This is a genomic window from Flavobacterium chryseum (assembly GCF_004362015.1).
Classification (GTDB): Bacteria; Bacteroidota; Bacteroidia; order Flavobacteriales; family Flavobacteriaceae; genus Flavobacterium.
The window spans coordinates 349,555-367,793 of the sequence record NZ_SNWW01000003.1 but is presented as its reverse complement, the minus strand read 5'-3'; the positions used below and the strand labels follow the sequence as shown (position 1 = coordinate 367,793).

The window sequence follows — 18,239 nt, the reverse complement described above, 5'->3', positions numbered from 1 at the left end:
CATGAACGGAACTTTAAATAAGGTAATGTTAATTGGCCATTTAGGAGATGATGTGAAGATGCATTATTTTGATGGGGGAAACTGCATCGGGCGATTTCAATTAGCTACAAACGAGGTTTATATTAATAAAACGACCAACGAAAAAATAACATCAACAGAATGGCATAATTTAGTTGTGCGTAATAAAGCCGCTGAAATTTGCGAAAAATATCTCTCTAAAGGGGATAAAATTTATGTTGAAGGTCGTATAAAATCGCGTCAATGGCAAGCCGAAGACGGAATTACAAAATATACTACAGAAATTCAGGTTACGGAGTTTACTTTCTTGACTACCAAAAAAGAAACCGCGCATCATAAGCAAAATCACGAAGCAGAATCCGCAAAAAACACTAACTTTGACGCGAGTAATGAAGGCTTACCTATAAATGATTTGCCTTTTTGATTGTTTAATTAATCCTTTTTGATTTGGACCCGGAGCCCAGTTTATTTTTCTCTTCTAATTTAGACACCAATTTAATTGTTGGTTTTGTCGGAATATTTATTTTACTTTTCTTATCGGCAATCGTTTCAGGTGCCGAAGTTGCTCTTTTTTCTTTATCCCAAAAAGATATCGACGACACATTACAAGAAAATAATTCAAAAGGAAAAATCATTTCCAATCTCTTAGATAAACCCAAAAAACTTTTAGCCACATTATTAGTAGCTAACAATTTTTTAAATATCGGCGTTGTTATTTTGTTCTCTTTTATAGGTCGAAATATTTTTGCGGCTGTAAGTTCTCCGGCATTCAAATTTATTTTAGAAGTTACCTTGGTAACGTTTCTTATTTTGTTATTTGGAGAAGTATTGCCTAAAGTTTACGCCAGTCGAAACAATACAAAATTTGCCAAATGGGTTGCGTATCCCATTGCGTTTTTAGATAATTTACTATCGCCAATAAGTTTGCCTATGCGTAGCGTTACGTTATATTTGCATAATAAATTAGGCAAGCAAAAAAATAATTTCTCAATAAATCAACTTTCGCAAGCGTTGGAACTTACAGATTCTGAAGGGACATCGAGCGAAGAACAAAAAATATTAGAAGGAATTGTTTCATTCGGAAATACAGATACAAAGCAGGTTATGAGTCCGAGGATCGATATTTTTGCATTAGAAATATCAGAATCATTTGCCGGAATTTATCCTAAAATAATCGACAAAGGATTTTCAAGAATTCCGGTTTATCGTGATAATATAGATCAGATCGAAGGCGTTTTGTTTGTTAAAGATTTATTGCCACATATTGATAAAAAAGAATTCGATTGGACATCTTTGATCAGAGAACCATTTTTTGTGCCGGAGAATAAAAAATTAGACAATTTATTGAAGGATTTTCAGAGTCTTAAAAGCCATTTAGCGATAGTTGTAGATGAATATGGCGGAACATCAGGTTTGGTTTCTTTAGAAGACGTTATTGAAGAAATTGTGGGAGATATTAGTGATGAGTTTGATGATGAAAATTTAAACTACTCCCAAATAGATGAAAAAAACTTTCTTTTTGAAGGAAAAATTAATTTGAAAGATTTCTACAGAATTGTAGATGTAAATGAAGATGTATTTGAATCTCATAAAGGTGAAGCCGAAACATTAGCCGGTTTTATTTTGGAGGTTTTGGGGAATTTCCCTAAAAAAGATCAAAAAATAGCGTTTGAAAATTGTGTGTTTACAATTGAAACAGTCGATAAAAAGCGTATAAAACAAATAAAAGTAACATTAGAATAAAATGCTTAAAAAACTAATTTTAGTAGCGACAATTTTATTAACCCTAACTATTGTAAGTTGTAAAGATGATGTCTTGCCTAAACCGTCAGGTTTTTTACGTTTAGATTATCCGGAAGCCACCTACGCTCAGTTTGAAAACAATTGTCCTTTTACTTTTGAAATGAATGAAGCGGCAACTATTAAAGCTGAAAAAAATTGTGGTTTTGCTATTACCTATCCAAAAATGAAAGCCACTATTTACCTGACTTATAAACCTGTAAATAATGACATTGAAAAGTTACTTAAAGATGCTCAAAAATTAACCTATGAGCATGTTATTAAAGCAGATGATATATTAGAACAGCCCTATTTAAACCCGCAAAAAAAGGTTTACGGAATGTTTTATCAAGTTGATGGAAACGCCGCAACAAACTCGCAATTTTACGTAACAGACAGTACAAAACATTTTATAACTGGTTCAGTTTATTTTTATGCTAAACCTAATTTTGATTCGATTATGCCGGCTGCGAGTTACATTAAAAATGATATGCAACGACTTATGGAAACGTTGAAGTGGAAATAGTTAAAATATAAAAACATAAAAAAAGCGTTCATTTAATTATGAACGCTTTTTTTATGCTAAATCATTTCGATTACGATTTCATATTCGAAACCTTATATGTTTTTCCGTCACCGGTTTCCTGAACAACTTTAGTCAGTTTTTCAGGATTTTGAACCGTTTTATCAAATACCACAGTAGCTGTTTTTTTGTCAAAATCAACAGTAGCTTTTTCTACTCCTTCAAGATCTGTTAATTCCTGTTCGATTGTTTTGCACAGCCAACAGCGCAAGTCATTCCTTCGATTGTAAAACTTGCAGTTTGTACATTTTCAGCAGCAATTCGTTTGTGTTGTTTCGGAATACTGGCTTCAGCAGTTGTTGGAGTTAAAGTTTCGACTGTATTTTTTTTGCAGCTTACGAATACTAAACTTGCTATTGTTAAAGAAGCTATGGTTTTTGTAAATTTCATTATACCTGTGTTTTAAGATTGTTTATTATGTTGTTTGCAAAATTAATAAAAAACGAAAGGTTAGTTCGTAAAATTATTACAAATTTGCACTTAAAATATTCTCTATGGATGCAAAGCAATTGAAGTGGTTTTATTTGTTTCTACTTTCACTAATTTGGGGAAGTTCTTTTATTTTAATTAAAAGAGGATTAGTTGGCTTAACAGCAATTCAGGTTGGTTCGCTCCGAATTATTTTTGCAGCCTTGTTTTTGCTGATTGTAGGGTTTTCAAGTTTGAAGAAAATCTCAAAACGTCAATGGAAATTTATTGCTTTAACTTCTGTTTTCGGAACTTTTATTCCTGCTTTCTTTTTTGCTATTGCCGAAACTGAGGTCGATAGTTCAATTGTTGCTATTTTAAATTCACTTACGCCATTAAATACTTTAGTTTTAGGAATTCTCTTCTTTGGAATCCAATTTCAGAAAAGACAGGTTTTAGGCGTTTTCATCGGATTGATTGGTTGTTTGTTACTGGTTTTTAGCGGCGCATCAAATCATCCGGGACAAAATTACTATTATGTTGTTTTAGTAGTAATTGCAACACTTTGTTATGCTATAAATGTAAATTTAATCAAGAAATATTTATCCGATTTAAATTCGTTAAGCATTACAACAGGGAATTTTGCAGTTTTGCTTATTCCGGCATTAATTATTTTAAGCACAACAGATTTTCTGCAAAGAATAAATTTAGAAGCAACGCAGCATTCACTTTTGTTTGTAATGATTTTAGGTGTTTTAGGAACCGGAATCGCGAATGTTTTATTTTTTAAATTGATACAAATGTCTTCGCCTGTTTTTGCCACATCTGTAACCTATTTAATTCCGATAGTCGCTTTTTTCTGGGGATTACTAGATAACGAAATGCTAACGCAAGTTCAGTTCTTTGGAGCGTTTGTTATTTTGATTGGAGTTTATTTATCGGCGAAAAAGTAATCGTAAATCGATTTTTAGAACATAAAGTGTGTCACCCTGAGCGAAGTCGAAGGGCGCAAAGGGCTTCGACTTCGCTCAGCCAGACAAAGTTAAGCTCGTAAAGTGTGTCATTTCGACGGAGGAGAAATCACATACTGTATTTGCGTATTGTTGCTCTCTGGATGTGATTTGCTTCGCCTGTTCGCTATCGCTCGGGTCTCCTCCGTCGAAATGACACAGATTAAGCCTGAAAAACAATGCGTAAATAAAAAGCTTTGCCAAAGTTGTAAAACTTTGACAAAGCCTGGAAAAACCTTAGCATCTCAGCAACTTAGAACCTCAGAACCTTTCTAAAGAAAATCCTTCTCAGAAACTCCTTCATTAATTTTAATGTCAGACATTTTAATATCTAATTCAAAACCTGCATTTTGTATCAGATTAAAAGGAACTTTTACACCTTTTACTTCTCTGTAATCATTAAAATAAGTAGTTTGAGTAGTCGATTGTCCGCTTTGTTCTTTTATTTTAGTTTCGGCAACTTTTAAACCTGATTTCACATCATAAAAATAAATCGTTTTGCCATCTTTTATAGAATAAGCATCGTTACCATTTATCGATTCTATTCCTTCAACTTTTAAATCAGTTCTTTTGCTTAATTGTAATTCTTCAAAAGGAGCTGCATTCGCTTTCATTTCAGCTAAATCGTTCCCTTCTAAGTTTTTACGTTGGCCTTGTTGTTCGATATAAGCGCCTTTGTCGTTTACGACTTGTTTCATCAAAGCCATACTTCCCATAGAAAGTGAAACCATCATTTTTCCTTTTGAATCTAATTTTGAAACAAAAGTTAATGGAGTAGGAGCTTGTGGAATTGTTGTTGATCCGTTCATTGCCAGCGTTTTCACAGTCAAAACTGCTTTTTCGCCGCCAATTGCTTTCAGGTAGTTTTCAAAAACACTTTTTGCTGTAATTCCTGCCGGAGTTTCTTTTTTAGAAACAGGTTTGTCAACAGGATTTCCGTATTTATCAAAATAGAAAATCGGAATTTGTAGTTTTTCTAAACCATCAATTACTTCAGAACCTTTTCCTGCAATTATGATTCTCATATTATCTAACAAGAAATATTTGTTAGCTACGCGATAAATATCATCAACTGAAACATTATTTATAGTTTGAATGTATTTTTCATAAAAATCCGCTGGAAGTTTTTCTGTTTCGATGTTTAAGGCATAACGTGCTACAGCCTGTGGTTTTTCAACCTGCATTACAAATCTTCCAATATAACCTGCTTTTACGTTTTTCAGTACATCTTCAGAAACTTTCTCCGTTCTGATTCGTTTAATTTCTTTTACAAATTCTGTTACAGCACTATCTGTCACAGCGTTTCTTACGGCAGACGAAGCTTTAAATTTTGTTACATATTTTCCGCTTCCAATGTTAGAACTTGCGCCATACGTCCAGGCGTGTTGTTCGCGTAAATTCATATTCAGGTAACTGTTAAAATCGCCTCCCAATATTTGATTTGCAATTACAGCCGGAAAAAAATCAGGATCGCTCATTTTTAAATTTACCGTATTTACCAAAGAAATCTCAGATTGAACTGCGTTTGGAACATCAACAAAATCAATTTGAAGTTTAGAAACATTCTCCGGATTAGGATATGTATTATTTGGAGCAGATTGTTTTTTCCAACCTCCAAAAAGTTTCTCTACGGCAGCTTTTGTTTCTTTAAATTTAATATCGCCAATAATAACCAAGTAAGCATTTTCAGGAACAAAATAAGCAGCATAATTTGCCTTAACGTCTTCCAGTGTTACATTTTTTACCGTTTCTTCAGAAATATATTCGCCTGAAGGATGGTTCTTTCCAAAAGTCAAAACATCAACTACACGATTGGCAATGGCGGGAACGCTTTTTTCATCGGCTTTAAGCCCTTCAATTAATTTTGCTTTTTCCTTTTCAAATTCTACTTCAGTAAAATTAGGCTGTAAAGAACCTTCCGCTAAAAGTTCTAAAACTCGCCCTGAATATTTTGAAAGTGCACTTGCATAAGCGCCTTGCGATGTAAAGTTTATACTTGCCCCGTAAAAGTCAATTTCTTCATTGAAAGCTTCTTTGGTGGTTTTTTTAGTGCCGTTTCCAATTAAGGCACTTGTTAATTCATCAACGCCTTTTTTGTTTCCTTCCGTAAAAGGAGCGTTGTCTAACGTAAGGTTAAAACTAACTCTTGGTAATTTATGATTTTCAACTACCAAAACTTTCATGCCATTTGCCAAAACAAAAGTTTGTGGCTTTTTGATATTGACAACGGGTGAATTTCCTGGTTTTGGTTGTGGACGATCTTGTGCTTGCATAATTCCGGTAAGGAATAAAAGGATTAAAACTGAGTGTATTTTTTTCATGATTCTATATTCTTAGTTTTGAGCTTTCTTTGAAGGAATATAATCTAAAATTAAACGCTGGTTAGGGTTTAAGTACTTTTTGGCAACTTCTCTAATCTCTTCTCTTGTAATAGAATGATAAAGGTCGATTTCAGTATTAATAAGATTTACGTCTCCATAAAGTAAATAATAAGAAGCTAAATTTTCAGCAATTCCTTCAACACTTGCATTCGCGTTGACGAAATTATTGTCGAATTTATTTTGTAATTTTTCGTAATCTTTTTCAGAAATCAAGTCCGTTTGGATTTTTACAATTTCCTCGTCCATTTCTTTTAAGATATCATTCGTTGTGTATTGTCCCATTGGTAAGCCGTACAAAATGTACATTCCGTAATCTTCCTGACTAAAACCTACAGCGCCTATTTGAAGTGCCATTTTTTTGTCATCAACTATTTTTTTGTACAATTTCGAGCTTTTTCCATCACTTAAATAAGAAGAAATTAAATCTAAAACTCTTGCATCTCTGGTTTTCATTGAAGGAGTTCTATACGAAGCCACAATCATCGGAATCTGAATATTCGGATCTTCGTAAGTCGCTTTAATCGTTTGTGTAATTGGTTCTTCTGTAAAAGTTTGTTTTTTTACGACTTCACCTTTCGGAATTGATCCAAAATATTTCTGAATCCATTCTTTGGTTTTGGTTTTTTCAAAATCACCTGCAACAACTAAAACAGCATTATTGGGTGTGTAGAATTTTTTATTAAAAGCCTGAAATTCTTCAAGAGTTGCAGCGTCGAGATCTTTCATTGAACCAATTGTAGTCCAGCGATACGGATGATTTTTGAACATGTTTTTCTTCACTTCCGGAAGAATATTTCCGTAAGGCTGATTGTCGTAACGCGTTCTTTTTTCTTCTTTTACAACTTCATTTTGGGTTTCAACTCCAATTTTGTTGATAATCGGATGCATCAATCGTTCAGATTCCATCCATAGCCCCAATTCAAGGCTGTTTGATGGAAAAACTTCATAGTAATACGTTCTGTCATCAGAAGTATTAGCATTATTTACTCCGCCGTTGGCTGTAACGATTTTCATCCATTCGCCACGTTTTATATTTTGAGTTCCTTCAAATAATAAATGTTCAAAAAAATGTGCAAAACCTGTCCTGTCGGGGCGTTCGTCTTTTGAGCCTACATGATACATTACAGATGTGATGACAACAGGAGCAGAAGGGTCATTATGCAAAATAACATGCATTCCGTTGTCTAAATTGTATTCTTCAAAAGCTACTTTTTGAGCATGAGCTACTCCGCCAAGCATTAATGCAGCACTTAACATCATTATTGAGTTTTTCATAAAGATTAATAATTTTTGTTACCTATATAAGTAATAGGTAGCCAAGAGTTGATTATAGTTACATCAAAAATACCTTTTTTTAATTATGATTTAAAGATTCATATTTGTTTTGATAATACTTTAACAGTGTTTTACAGCTAAATCGTTTTAAGAAAGAGGCAAAATACCCTGAAAAACAGACTTTAAGAACAAGAAAATATTTTTAGAATAAGAGATTGCACAGTAAATTTTTAATTGTATATTTGCAACCTTAAAAATCAATAAATCAATTTGGTATGTATGCAATCGTAGAGATAGCAGGGCAACAATTTAAAGTAAGCAAAGACTTAAAGGTTTATGTTCACCGTTTGGCTAATGAAGAAGGTTCAAAAATTTCTTTTGACAAAGTTCTTTTATTAGACGATAACGGTAGCGTAACTTTAGGCGCCCCAGCTATAGAAGGTGCTTCAGTAGAAGCTAAAGTGTTACAACACTTAAAAGGAGATAAAGTTATCGTTTTCAAAAAGAAAAGAAGAAAAGGATACAAAAAGAGAAATGGTCATAGACAATATCTTACTCAAATTGTAATTGAAGGTATTACTGCAGCAGGCGGAACTAAAAAAGCAGCAGCTAAAAAAGCAGTTGTAGCAGAAGATGCTCCAGCTACTGAAGTAGAAGCAGCTCCAAAAGCAAAAAAAGCAGCAGCTCCAAAAGCAAAAAAAGAAGCTACTAAAGAATAATAACAATATTTAAACTCATACGTCATGGCTCACAAGAAAGGTGTCGGTAGTTCGAAGAATGGTAGAGAATCAGAATCAAAACGTTTAGGCGTTAAGATTTTTGGAGGACAAGCTGCTATTGCTGGAAACATTATCGTTAGACAAAGAGGTTCAAAACACAATCCAGGTGAAAATGTTTACATCAGTAAAGATCACACACTACACGCAAGAGTAGCGGGAGTTGTTAAGTTCCAAAAGAAAAGAGATAACAAATCTTATGTATCTATTCTTCCATTCGAAGCATAATCATTAGATTACTTATTACAAAACCCGTTCTGAAAAGAACGGGTTTTTTGTTTTAAATATTTCTTTCTTTAAATTCATTCGTGTTTTTTGTCATCCCGAGGAACGAGGGATCTACGCAAGAAACTAACACAAAGTTTATCTGCGATGTCGAGCTACTTGCGGAGATCCCTCGTTCCTCGGGATGACAAGATTGTGTGAGAATTTGATAATAAAAAACCTTTGTCAAAGCTTTAAACTTTGACAAAGGTTTATATCAAAAATTGAAATTTGAAATTTCAAAAATTTGCAATTTTTAAAGTTTATTCAGTATCCTTCGTTTCTTCTAAATCCTCAGTTTTGCGTCCCACTTTTATTTTAGGATTATCCTGAGTTCCCGTTACAGTCATTGGAATTCCGAATATGCCCAGTGGAGGTAAGCCTAAACGCATTTTTAAGTTCAATTTTCCGTCTAAACTTGTCGTACCTTCAATTCTTGGTCTGAAGCCTGCAAACTTAAATTTAAACCGTTCTATCGTCATAATATTATTTTTGATACTGGTTTTAATATCAACTTTAGAGACATCCGGATTTTTTATCGCTTCAGAACTTGTTTGTTTGCTTACGGCACTAAACATTTTCAATCCTCTCACTTTTACATTTTTTACAGAAAGCGTTCCGCCGCCCACTAATGACGGATAAACAGGTTCCATATTGCTGTTTAAACGACCTTTTAGTTGATAATCAAGCGATACGATTCCCTGAGCTTTTTCTGCAGCACTTGCCATTTTTCTGAAAATATCAACTTCATTATAAGCTCTTTTGATATCAAAATCTGAAGCTTTAATGTTGTAATCGAAATTTGCTTTTTGTGGTGTTACGGCTTGATAATTGGCATTCATGGCAACATTACATCCGATTAAATTAAAACCGGTATTTTGCATAGTCAATTTGCCTTTGTTCATTTTTAAATTTCCTGATGCATTTTGAAGTATCATTTTATCGAAATTTACTTTTTGTGCACTGGTCATTAATTGCAAATCTAAATTTGCCGGAATAATAATAACTCCAGTTTGTTTTGTTTCTGCCGGAGCATCTTTAGTCTCAGTTTTATTTTGTGTTACAGAGGTATTAGGTTCTGTTTTCGACATAAATTCATCAACATTGATATATCGTGCCGAAACTGAAAAAGAACCTCTTAGAATTCCTGTTTTAGTTGTTGCATAATTAAAAACGTTTTTCAAATATCCATTCATCTTAAAATCGGATTCTCCATACGCCGCCAAAAAGTTATTGAACGACATTTTATCCTGATTGATTTTAAAAATCCCTTCTTTGATGATAAATTTCTTCGGAAGATATTCTGACGCAACGCCTATATTTCTAAGTTCAAGTGTTCCTTTATTGTTTAGTTTGCTGTAATTTCCTTTTTCAGCATCGCTTTGTTTTCCTTTTAAAGCTAAATCAGCTTTTATAAAACCATCTAAATCAAGACCTTTTTGAGAGAAAACTTTATAAATTTTATTCACGTCAAGTTCTCCTTTTGCTTTAACGTCATAATTTAAATCATCAAAATTACTTAAGTCAGCTTCTACAAAAACAGGCTTTCCTTCAAAAGTAAATTGAGCCGGTTTTAGATTAATTTTTAAATCTTCAAAGGTTCCTTTTTGATCTTCAATATGAGATTTAATATTGATATTGGTTATGGCATTCGGATAATATTTGGTTTTTATATATCCGTTTTTCAAATCAATGCTTCCTTTTGTAACGGGAAAAAGTCTGTTTTTATGATCAAATTTCCCTTTTGCTTTTAAATCGCCAACTAAAGTTCCTTTTAATTGCAAACCTGGAATTCCCAAAGCAGCATTTAGTTTTTGCAGATCAAGTTTCGCCTTAAAATCAGCATTAATATTGGGTACATTCAGGCCTTCGATATAAAAGTTCGATTTCAAATAATCTTTATCAATATTTAAGGATACATTTTTACCATCTACGGTTAAAAGGTCCGAATTTAAAGACGGCATTTTGGTATCAATTTCTAAATTCAGGTTCGAAACCGGAATGGCGCTTTTATTATAATTGACAAAACCATCTTCTACTTTTACATGTAAATTAAGATCCGGCGCTATTTTTTGCGATGCAATATAATCTCCTTTTAAGGTTAAAAGCAGATTCGTATTTCCTTTTAATTCCGTTTTAGAAAGCCATGTGATGTATTTTGGTGGAAATGCGGTAAAAACATCATACAAATCGCTATTGTCTGATTTTATAACCAAATCCATTTTATAACCATCTTTCAGGATATTAAAATTCCCTTTAAAGTCGACTACAAGCTGGTTTATTTTTAAGTTATTTTGTTCAAAAAAGAAGGATAACGAGTTGAAATTTGCTTTGGTAATCAAATCGGCATCAACCTTTTTATTCATTAAATAAGGTTCATCTTCATAAATGATATTGAGTTTTTCAATTTTTGCTTTAGAGTATAAATCAAAAACGGATTTGTTTAAATCTCCTTTTCCTAAATAATTAAAGCCCAAAGCATCAAAATGAACTTTTGTAGATTGATCGTCGTAAATAATTTTACTGTTGATAATCTCAATTCGTTCCAGTTTTAATGCAGCTTCAGTGCTGTCTTTAGGTTTTTCGACTTCTGATTTCGATTTGTAAATGTTGTAATTTGCCTCACCATTTTTATTCACTTTTACATTAATAAAAGAATCAGACAAATAAATCTGGTCTATTTTTACTGATTTGCTAAAAATCAAACTCGCCACATTTATCCCAAAAGAAACTTCTTTTGCTGTAATGAATTTTTCGCTTTTATAGGGCGCTGAACCGTTAAGGCTTAAATCGTTTAAGGTTAAAGTTAAAGATGGAAAATGTCGAAAAAACGAAACCGAAACATCAGAATAGTTAAGCTCGGCGCTTAGTTTTTCATTTGCCGTTTTTTTGATCTGATCTTTAATCTGATCTTCAAAAACAATAGGCGTTAAAAACAGTAATCCCAGAATAACAGCAAAAGTTATCCCCAGGTATTTTCCTGTTTTTAGTAAGGCCGATTTAAATTTAATATTTGGCATTTTAAATTGTATTGTAAATATGTTGAATTAGAATTAAATAAAAACGGATAATTTATCCGTGAACGGTTTCATTTTTTCCGTAATTGGTAATTATAGAACCTTCATATTCAATCCATTCTTTCCAACGTTTGTCAATGTCTATGTTGTCTTGGTATTTTCTTGCGAAACCTAAAAAAGTAGTATAATGCCCGGCTTCAGAAATCATTAAATCACGGTAGAATTTAGCCAGTTCTTCATCTTTTATATTCTCTGAAAGGACTTTAAAACGTTCGCAGCTTCTGGCTTCGATCATGGCCGAAAACAGTAAACGATCACAAAGTGCGTCTTTTCGGCTTCCATCTTTTTTCATGAATTTAAAAAGTTCATTCACATAATGATCTTTTCTTTCACGACCCAAAGTCAACCCTCTTTTTTTGATAAGGTCATGAACCATTTGCAAGTGTTCTAATTCTTCACGTGCAATTACAAGCATTTCAGTTACTAATTCTTCTAATTCAGAGTTATAAGTAACTAAGCTTATGGCGTTTGATGCTGCTTTTTGCTCGCACCAGGCGTGATCAGTCAAAATTTCTTCAATATTTGACTCGACTATATTTACCCAACGCGGGTCTGTGGCTAATTTTAATCCTAGCATAATTCCTACAAATTTATATAATGCAAAATTAGTGTTTTTTGTTGCCAATTATCAGTAAACATCGTGCAAATACGCTTAAAAAAGCATTATTTTGTAGCTTCAAACAATTACGATGACTCAAATAAAAAAACTATTAATTATTGGTTTTGTCTGGCCGGAACCAAATTCGTCTGCGGCTGGAGGCAGAATGATGCAATTGATTTCTATTTTCAAAGAAAACGGATTTGAAATTACATTTGCAAGCCCGGCTTTAGACAGTGATTTTATGGTTGATTTAGCTGAATTTGGAGTGGATAAAAAATCTATCGAATTGAATAATTCCAGTTTCGATGATTTTATAATTAATTTAAATCCGGATGTTATTTTGTTTGATCGTTTCATGATCGAAGAGCAATTTGGATGGCGCGTTTCTGAAAACTGTCCTGGAGCTATCCGATTACTAGATACCGAAGATTTACATTGTTTAAGAACGGCAAGACAAAAAGCTTTCAAAGAAAACAGAACGTTTCAATTGACTGATTTACTTTCAGAAGAAGTGGCGAAACGAGAAATTGCGAGTATTTTAAGATGCGATTTGTCTTTTATTATTTCTGAATTTGAGATGAATCTTCTCAAAGAAATTTTCAAAATAGATTTGAGTCTACTACATTATCTTCCATTTTTGGTTGATGAAATGACTGAGAAAGATTTGCAAAAATTGCCATCATTTGAAGAACGCAAAAATTTTGTTTTTATCGGAAATTTTCTTCATGAACCCAATTGGAATACGGTTCAGCATCTAAAAGATACCATTTGGCCTTTGATTAAAAAACAATTTCCCGAAGCTGTTTTAGAAGTCTATGGTGCCTATCCTTCGCAAAAAGTATTACAATTGCACCAGCCTAAAAATGGTTTTTTTATTATGGGAAGAGCCGTAGAAGCGAATGAAATAGTAAAAAATGCACGAGTTGTTTTGGCGCCAATTCGTTTTGGAGCGGGTTTAAAAGGAAAACTTTTAGAAGCCATGCAATGCGGAACGCCAAGTGTAACCACAACAATTGGTGCTGAAGCTATGTTTGCTAATTTGCCATGGAATGGTTTTATTACCGATGATATGGAGGAATTTACAAGACACGCCATTGCTTTATATCAGGATGAAAATCTCTGGAAACAATCTCAACAAAACGGAATTGCAATAGTCAATGAATGCTATCAAATTAGCAAATATTCAACAGCGTTAATTGAGGAAATTACTTCATTACTAAATGATTCTGAAAGTCATCGCCTTCATAATTTTATGGGAAGTTTGCTGCAGCATCATACTCTAAAAAGTACCAAATACATGGCAAAATGGATAGAAGCTAAGAATAAAAATTAAAGTAAAAAAATCCCCGATTACATTATAATCGGGGATTTTTTGCATACTACAAACTGTAACTGAATACTATTTGAATAAACCTTCAACAGCCTGAATTGTTGTTGCGTGATAACCAGATTTTGCTTTATCAAAAATTTGTTTTGCCCAAGCTTTACCTTCTGGGGTTTTTGCCATTTCTTTATAAAGCATCATTACAGATCCGGTTCTGCTAATTCCAATTAAAAACTGCTCGATTGCAGGATTTGCAGCCTTGTATTGATGACGAATTGCCTGAACAAACCATTGACGTTTGATAATAAAATTTCCGCCTTTTGTAAAGTTAAATTCAGTATCGATTGCTTCTAGTTCTTTTACTGTAATATCAGCCGGAAGATGATCAATAAAATGCTGTTTTTCTGCAGTTGTCGTGATTTTTTTGCTTAAACCTGCAACACCTGTTTCTCTCCAGCTTTTTTGAATTTTATCTATCGCATCAAAATCAGCAGAACTTACAGCAGTAATATTTGAGGGGATTCCTGGCTTGTAAATCCAATCTTCTAATTTTATTTTATCAGCAAGTGCTTTGTCCTCTTTTATAAGATTTTCGTTGATATATTTTACAAAATCTTCAGTTGTTATCGATTGGAAAGCGTGTGCATCAAAGTAGTTTTTAATGAAAACATCAAATTTTTCGCGTCCAACGGCGTTTTCAATTACTCTTAAAAATGCATAACCTTTTACGTATGGAATTAAACTTATTCCGTCATCAGGATTTCTTCCTGTTAAACTAACTTTAAGTCTTGTGTCGGGATTTGTGTCTCCGTATTCAGCTACATTATCAACTAATTCTTTGCGAGTGATAACATTCTGCATTTCGAATTCTTTCTCTCCAAATATTGCTTCGCCAATGCGGTGTTCTACATAAGTGGTAAAACCTTCGTTTAACCAAATATCATCCCAAGTTGCGTTGGTAACTAAATTTCCGCTCCAACTGTGGCCTAATTCGTGCGCCAATAAACTGGTTAAAGAACGATCTCCTGCAATAACTCCGGGAGTTAAGAAGGTTAAATTTGGATTTTCCATTCCGCCGTAAGGAAAACTCGGAGGTAAAACAAGAACATCGTAACGTCCCCAACGATAAGGTCCGTATAATTTTTCGGCAGCAACCACCATTTTTCCAAGTTCAGCAAATTCCCAAGCCGATTTTTTTAACATCGATGGTTCTGCATAAACTCCGGTTCTGTTATCAATAGATTGAAATTCGATATCTCCAACAGCAATTGCCATTAAATAAGACGGAATTGCTTTGTCTTGTTTGAAAGTATAAACTCCGGTATCATTTTTCTTCTGTGGATTTACAGCGCTCATCACCGCTAATAAATCTTTAGGAACTGTAACTTTTGCATTATAAGTAAAGCGAACTCCCGGTGAATCCTGACAAGGAATCCAGGTTCTTGACCAAATGCTTTCGCCTTGAGAAAAAAGGAACGGTTTCTTTTTATCTGCTGTCTGTTGTGGTGTTAACCATTGTAATGCAACAGCATCTTTGGTTGTTTTATAGTAAATATTTACTTTAGTTGTATTTGGCTCAATTGTAATATGAAGTGGTTTTCCGTGAAATTCAACTTCATTTCCAAGTTCAAATTTGGTTTCTTTTTCATCATCACCCAGAGTTACTTTTGTAATTTCAAGTGTGTTTTCGTCAAAGATAATTTCATTGCCTTTGCTGATATTATCAATTTGCCAGGAAGCTTTTCCTGAAATTGTTTGCGTATCAAAATCAACTTTGATATCTAGATCTAAGTGTTTTACGACAGCAAGTTCTGGTTTAGAAAATGTATGTTCGTCTTTAACAACTGCTTTTTTTTCAACGCTGTCTTTTTTCTGACAGGCTACAATTGCTAGAAACAAAACGAATAAATAAACTTTTTTCATTTTTATTAAGTATTGGATTTAAGAATCTAAATTAAATAAAAAATCCCGTTCTGATTGCTCAAAACGGGATTTAAATATAAACCTTCGACTAGCTCAGGCTGACAAAATTATGCCAACATTGTAACAGGGCTTTCGATGAATTGTTTTAATGTTTGTAAAAATTGAGCTCCGGTTGCACCGTCAATTGTTCTGTGGTCACAAGCTAATGATAACATCATTGTGTTTCCAACTACAATCTGACCGTTTTTAACTACTGGTTTCTCAACAATTGCACCTACAGAAAGGATAGCAGAGTTTGGTTGGTTGATAATTGAATTAAATTCAGTAATACCAAACATTCCAAGGTTAGATACTGTAAAAGTACTTCCTTCCATTTCTTGTGGCCCCAATTTTTTGTTTTTAGCTCTTCCTGCTAAATCTCTTACTGATGCACCAATTTGAGATAAACTCATAGCATCTGTAAATTTCAATACAGGAACTACCAATCCGTCTTCAACCGCTACAGCAACACCAATATTTACATGGTGGTTGATGATGATAGCATCTTCTTTCCACTGAGAGTTAATTTTTGGATGTTTTTTCAATGCTAAAGCACAAGCTTTAATTACCATATCGTTGAAAGAAACTTTTGTTTCAGGAACAGTATTGATTGTCGCTCTTGCCTGCATCGCTTCATCCATACTTACTTCGATCACTAAGTTGTAGTGAGGAGCAGTGAATAAAGATTCTGCCAAACGTTTTGCGATAATTTTACGCATTTGAGAGTTTTTGATCTCTTCTGTGAAAACTTCTCCTGCAGGAACAAATACTTTTGGTGCAGCTGGTGCAGCAGAACCTTCTTGTGGTTTGGCAGCAGCTGTTGTATTTGCAGCAGGTTGTGCTTGCGCAGATGGAGTAAAGTTCTCGATATCGCTTTTTACGATACGTCCGTTTTCTCCGGAACCTTTAACCTGAGTCAATTGAATTCCTTTATCAGAAGCGATTTTTTTAGCTAATGGTGAAGCCAAAATTCTTCCATCCGAAGTATTATTTACTGTTTCAGTTGCTTTTTCAGCAGCAGGAGCAGCTTTTTCTTCGGTTGCTGGAGCAGTTGCAGTTCCTCCGGCAGTATAATTGTCGGCAATTCCAGAAATGTCAGTTCCAGTAGGCCCAATGATAGCTAATAAACTATCAACAGGAGCTGTATTTCCTTCCTGAATTCCAATGTATAATAATGTTCCGGCATTGAAAGACTCAAACTCCATTGTCGCTTTGTCTGTTTCAATTTCAGCTAAGATGTCACCTTCAGCAACAGCATCACCTTCTTTTTTCAACCAGCTTGCTACAGTTCCTTCTGTCATTGTATCACTCAAACGTGGCATAGTTACAACTACAACACCTTTTGGTAATTCAGTTGCAGCTTTTGCAGGAGCAGCAGTTTCAGTTTTAGCTTCAGCAGCAGGAGCTTCTTTTGTTTCAGTATCTTTTGCTTCAGCTTTTGGCGCTTCAGCAGCAGGAGCATCTCCACCAGCTAATAATGCTGAAATATCTTCTCCTTCGTTACCAATAATTGCTAATAATGAATCAACCGGAGCAGTTTCTCCAGCCTGAATTCCAATATGCAAAAGAGTTCCTTCGTTGAAAGACTCAAATTCCATTGTTGCTTTATCTGTTTCAATTTCAGCAAGGATATCTCCTTCGCTAATTTTGTCGCCTACTTTTTTTAACCAAGTCGCTACCGTTCCTTCCGTCATAGTATCGCTCAAACGAGGCATTGTTACTTTTATCGCCATAATATATTATAGTTTATGAGGTGTGAATGGATAGTCTTCTTGTGCGTATACTACGTCGTATAATTGTTGTAAGTCTGGATATGGAGATTCTTCAGCGAATTTCACACATTCTTCAACCAAGTCTTTAACTCTTTGGTCAATTGCTTCAATTTCTTCTTCTGTAGCATATTTTTGATCCATAATTACATCTAAAACCTGAGTAATCGGGTCAATTTTTTTGTATTCTTCAACCTCTTCTTTAGAACGGTATAATTGTGCATCAGACATTGAGTGTCCTCTGTAACGGTACGTTTTCATTTCAAGGAAAGTTGGTCCGTCTCCACGACGCGCTCTGTCAATTGCTTCAGTCATAGCTTCAGCAACTTTTACAGGATTCATTCCGTCAACAGGTCCGCAAGGCATTTCATATCCTAAACCAAGTTTCCAGATATCAGTATGGTTTGCAGTTCTTTCAACAGAAGTTCCCATTGCATAACCGTTGTTTTCAACAATAAATACAACTGGAAGTTTCCATAGCATTGCCATGTTAAAAGCTTCGTGTAATGAACCTTGTCTGGCAGCTCCATCACCAAAGTAAGTCATGGTTACACCGCCTGTTTCAAAATATTTATCTGCAAAAGCTAAACCAGCTCCAACAGGAATTTGTCCACCTACGATTCCGTGACCTCCGTAAAAACGATGTTCTTTAGAGAAAATGTGCATAGAACCTCCCATACCTTTAGAAGTTCCGGTAGCTTTTCCTAAAAGTTCAGCCATTACGCGTCTAGGATCAACTCCCATACCAATTGGCTGCACGTGATTTCTGTAAGCAGTAATCATTTTATCTTTAGTCAAGTCCATAGCATGCAAAGCGCCCGCTAATACGGCTTCCTGACCATTATATAAGTGTAGAAAACCTCTAACTTTTTGTTGAATGTATAATGCTGCAAGTTTGTCTTCAAACTTTCTCCAAAGTAGCATGTCTTCGTACCACTTTAAATATACTTCTTTTGTAACTTCTTTCATCTGAATTCTTTCTTTTGCTAAAGTTGTTTGTGTTATCAATTGT

The 18,239-nt window shown here is 34.2% G+C and carries 16 protein-coding genes; 7 read left to right on the top strand and 9 right to left on the bottom strand.

The window, feature by feature from the left end; all coding sequences use genetic code 11:
* Nucleotide 1: 1 nt before the first annotated feature.
* The 3 genes from EV143_RS08105 to gldD are packed head-to-tail and all read left to right on the top strand — an operon-like array spanning nt 2 to nt 2,323.
* Nucleotides 2-442, top strand: a complete 441-nt coding sequence (locus EV143_RS08105) for a single-stranded DNA-binding protein (protein ID WP_133507459.1) — start codon at nt 2-4, stop codon at nt 440-442.
* A gap of 23 nt (nt 443-465) precedes the next feature.
* A complete protein-coding gene (locus EV143_RS08100; protein WP_133507458.1) occupies nt 466-1,761 on the top strand; it encodes a gliding motility-associated protein GldE in 1,296 nt (431 codons plus the stop codon).
* 1 nt (nt 1,762) lies between these two features.
* Entirely contained in the window at nt 1,763-2,323 is a 561-nt protein-coding gene (gene gldD / locus EV143_RS08095; RefSeq protein ID WP_133507457.1) for a gliding motility lipoprotein GldD, read from the top strand.
* A 70-nt stretch (nt 2,324-2,393) separates the two neighbouring features.
* On the opposite strand, the gene EV143_RS21955 is transcribed toward gldD, so the two are convergent.
* Complete coding sequence (locus EV143_RS21955) at nt 2,394-2,591, bottom strand: heavy-metal-associated domain-containing protein (protein ID WP_317128065.1); 198 nt, start codon at nt 2,589-2,591, stop codon at nt 2,394-2,396.
* Entirely contained in the window at nt 2,552-2,770 is a 219-nt protein-coding gene (locus EV143_RS21950; protein ID WP_317128064.1) for a hypothetical protein, read from the bottom strand. Before EV143_RS21950 ends, EV143_RS21955 begins: the two co-directional genes overlap by 40 nt.
* A gap of 104 nt (nt 2,771-2,874) precedes the next feature.
* Between EV143_RS21950 and EV143_RS08085 the strand changes: the two genes are divergently transcribed.
* The gene (locus EV143_RS08085) at nt 2,875-3,741 is read left to right on the top strand and encodes a DMT family transporter (RefSeq protein ID WP_133507456.1); all 867 of its coding nucleotides are present in this window, start codon (nt 2,875-2,877) and stop codon (nt 3,739-3,741) included.
* 329 nt (nt 3,742-4,070) lie between these two features.
* Here the strand turns inward: EV143_RS08085 and EV143_RS08080 are convergent, their stop codons facing one another.
* Complete coding sequence (locus tag EV143_RS08080) at nt 4,071-6,119, bottom strand: insulinase family protein (protein WP_243739818.1); 2,049 nt, start codon at nt 6,117-6,119, stop codon at nt 4,071-4,073.
* 12 nt (nt 6,120-6,131) lie between these two features.
* Complete coding sequence (locus tag EV143_RS08075; protein ID WP_133507455.1) at nt 6,132-7,454, bottom strand: M16 family metallopeptidase; 1,323 nt, start codon at nt 7,452-7,454, stop codon at nt 6,132-6,134.
* A gap of 275 nt (nt 7,455-7,729) precedes the next feature.
* Here EV143_RS08075 and rplU point away from each other — a divergent pair, with 275 nt between their 5' ends.
* Together rplU and rpmA are read left to right on the top strand one after the other, a co-directional pair.
* On the top strand, nt 7,730-8,173 hold the full coding sequence (gene rplU, locus EV143_RS08070) for a 50S ribosomal protein L21 (RefSeq protein ID WP_133507454.1): 444 nt from the start codon (nt 7,730-7,732) through the stop codon (nt 8,171-8,173).
* 24 nt (nt 8,174-8,197) lie between these two features.
* Entirely contained in the window at nt 8,198-8,458 is a 261-nt protein-coding gene (rpmA, locus tag EV143_RS08065; RefSeq protein WP_035685981.1) for a 50S ribosomal protein L27, read from the top strand.
* Nucleotides 8,459-8,757: 299 nt separating this feature from the next.
* Here the strand turns inward: rpmA and EV143_RS08060 are convergent, their stop codons facing one another.
* Both EV143_RS08060 and miaE read right to left on the bottom strand, forming a co-directional pair.
* Nucleotides 8,758-11,514: an AsmA-like C-terminal region-containing protein gene (locus EV143_RS08060; protein ID WP_133507453.1), complete on the bottom strand. Its 2,757-nt coding sequence runs from the start codon at nt 11,512-11,514 to the stop codon at nt 8,758-8,760.
* 52 nt (nt 11,515-11,566) lie between these two features.
* A complete protein-coding gene (gene miaE / locus EV143_RS08055) occupies nt 11,567-12,148 on the bottom strand; it encodes a tRNA-(ms[2]io[6]A)-hydroxylase (protein WP_133507452.1) in 582 nt (193 codons plus the stop codon).
* A 112-nt stretch (nt 12,149-12,260) separates the two neighbouring features.
* On the opposite strand from miaE, the gene EV143_RS08050 reads away from it, so the two are divergent.
* Entirely contained in the window at nt 12,261-13,505 is a 1,245-nt protein-coding gene (locus tag EV143_RS08050; protein WP_133507451.1) for a glycosyltransferase family 4 protein, read from the top strand.
* Between the two features lie 66 nt (nt 13,506-13,571).
* On the opposite strand, the gene EV143_RS08045 is transcribed toward EV143_RS08050, so the two are convergent.
* The 3 genes from EV143_RS08045 to pdhA all read right to left on the bottom strand — a co-directional run bounded on the left by EV143_RS08045 (nt 13,572) and on the right by pdhA (nt 18,196).
* Nucleotides 13,572-15,419, bottom strand: coding sequence for a hydrolase/aminopeptidase (locus EV143_RS08045; protein ID WP_133507450.1), 1,848 nt, complete (start codon nt 15,417-15,419; stop codon nt 13,572-13,574).
* 107 nt (nt 15,420-15,526) lie between these two features.
* On the bottom strand, nt 15,527-17,191 hold the full coding sequence (locus EV143_RS08040) for a pyruvate dehydrogenase complex dihydrolipoamide acetyltransferase (RefSeq protein ID WP_133507449.1): 1,665 nt from the start codon (nt 17,189-17,191) through the stop codon (nt 15,527-15,529).
* Nucleotides 17,192-17,197: 6 nt separating this feature from the next.
* On the bottom strand, nt 17,198-18,196 hold the full coding sequence (pdhA, locus tag EV143_RS08035; protein WP_133507448.1) for a pyruvate dehydrogenase (acetyl-transferring) E1 component subunit alpha: 999 nt from the start codon (nt 18,194-18,196) through the stop codon (nt 17,198-17,200).
* Between the last annotated feature and the right edge of the window lie 43 nt (nt 18,197-18,239).